General features: G+C 74.7%; 3 protein-coding genes and 1 riboswitch. All 3 genes read left to right on the top strand.

Annotated features, from left to right (window positions below):
- Positions 1–187 (top strand): hypothetical protein (locus tag CRM73_RS19155; RefSeq protein WP_229588794.1); only part of this gene is annotated, 187 nt, incomplete at its 5' end.
- A 193-nt stretch (positions 188–380) separates the two neighbouring features.
- Complete coding sequence (locus CRM73_RS19150; protein WP_229588793.1) at positions 381–1,115, top strand: nuclear transport factor 2 family protein; 735 nt, start codon at positions 381–383, stop codon at positions 1,113–1,115.
- Between the two features lie 49 nt (positions 1,116–1,164).
- A riboswitch (TPP riboswitch) is annotated at positions 1,165–1,258 on the top strand.
- 42 nt (positions 1,259–1,300) lie between these two features.
- Positions 1,301–1,666 (top strand): hydroxyethylthiazole kinase (locus CRM73_RS19145; RefSeq protein WP_229588792.1); only part of this gene is annotated, 366 nt, incomplete at its 3' end.

Below are 1,666 nucleotides of genomic sequence, written 5' to 3'. Positions count from 1 at the left end.
TTCCGATCTGCCCGGCGAGGCCGAGGTGACAGCCGGCCGGGCGGCCGCCGCGGAGGGCGCCCGGCACGAGGCGAGGACCGTCGCCCAGCGCGCCCCGGAGGAGTCCTCCCGCCGGGCGCCGACCGTCGTCGGCGTCGGCGTCAAGGCCGAGGACCTCACCAGCGGCCGGCCCGCCGACCGGGGCTGACCCGCCCCGTCGAGCAGCACCACGGAGGACCCCGACCGGCACGGTCGGGGTCCTCCGTCGTCGCGGACCGTCACGGACCGTCCCGGCCTGCCCGCCCTCCGCGCGGCGGCGTACCGTGGTGCGCACCACAGCACACCCGGGGCCGCCGTCCCGTCCGCCGGGAGAGCGGCCGCCCGTTCCAGGGAGCATCGCCATGACCAGTGCAGACACCATCCGCACCACCGGCACGGAACTGTTCGTCCACCGGGATCCGTCGGCCGTGGACCGTCACTACACGGAGGACTTCGTCCAGCACTCGCCGCTCGCGCCGGACGGGCGCGAGGGTCTCAGGCAGTTCGTGCAGAGCATGCCCGAGGACTTCCGCGTGGACATGGTCCGGATGCTCGACGACCACGGGACGGTGGCCGTCCACTCGGTGTACGAAGGGCTCGGTCCGGAGCCGCTGGTCGGCTTCGACGTCTTCCGGGTGGAGGACGGACGGATCGCCGAGCACTGGGACGTCCTCGAGCCCCTGCGCACGGGCCCCGACGGCGCCCGCCCCCAGCTCGACGGTCCCGTCGCGGTCACGGACCACGAGCGGACGCAGGACAACAAGCGCATCGCCGCCGAGTGGGTCGAGGCCGCCCTCGTCGAGGGCGACCGCCACGCCGTCCAGGACCACATGAGCCCCCGGGGCTGCACCGAGCACACCGGCGGCACGCCGGACGGCCCGCAGCCCGCGTACCAGCGGCTGCGCCGCGTGGTCGGCGAGGGGAACTTCGTGCTGACCGTCGCGGAGGCCGTTCCCGGAGGGAACAGCGACGGAGGATCCACCGGAACGGTGGCCTGCTACGACCTCTGGCGCCTCGACGACGGCCGGATCGTGGAGCACTGGGGCGTCGCGCAGCCGGTGCCCGAGCGGATGGCGCACGCCAACGGCATGTTCTGATCCCGTGCGGGGTCCGTGCCGACTCCCGCACGACGACTAGACTGGCAGGACACCAGACACGGGGTGCCGCACGAGCGGCTGAGAACACACCCGTCGAACCTGATCTAGCCAGTACTAGCGAAGGGATGTCGCAGATGCGCGATGCCGTACCCCCGTCCGACCGCACACCAGGACCCGGGAGGCCGGTGCCGCCGGACCCCGCGCTCGCCGAGGACGCCGCCGCGGCCCTGGCGGACCTGCGCGCCGCGGCGCCGCTGGTGCAGTGCATCACCAACGCCGTGGTCACCAACTTCACCGCCAACGTGCTGCTCGCCGTGGGCGCGTCCCCGGCGATGACCGACATCCAGGGCGAGGGCGGGGTCTTCGCGGAGCTCGCCGACGGCCTCCTCGTCAACACCGGCACGCCCACCGCCGAGCAGCGCGGCGCCGCCTACGAGGCCGTCGGGGCCCGACGCCGCGCGGGCCGGGCCTGGGTCCTGGACCCGGTGGCGGTGGGTGCCCTGCCCGTGCGCACGGCGCTGGCCCGCGACCTGCTCGGGTTCGAGCCGGCG

Source organism: Kocuria sp. CCUG 69068, from assembly GCF_020833785.1.
In the GTDB taxonomy this organism is placed as follows: Bacteria; Actinomycetota; Actinomycetes; order Actinomycetales; family Micrococcaceae; genus Kocuria; species Kocuria rosea.
The sequence above is the reverse complement of the archived record's forward strand: the minus strand, read 5'-3'. Positions and strand labels throughout refer to the sequence as shown.

Bases quoted from the DNA above. Each gene is read 5' to 3' on its own strand.
- CRM73_RS19150 (WP_229588793.1), top strand. From the start codon at position 381: ATGACCAGTGCAGACACCATCCGCACCACCGGCACGGAACTGTTCGTC.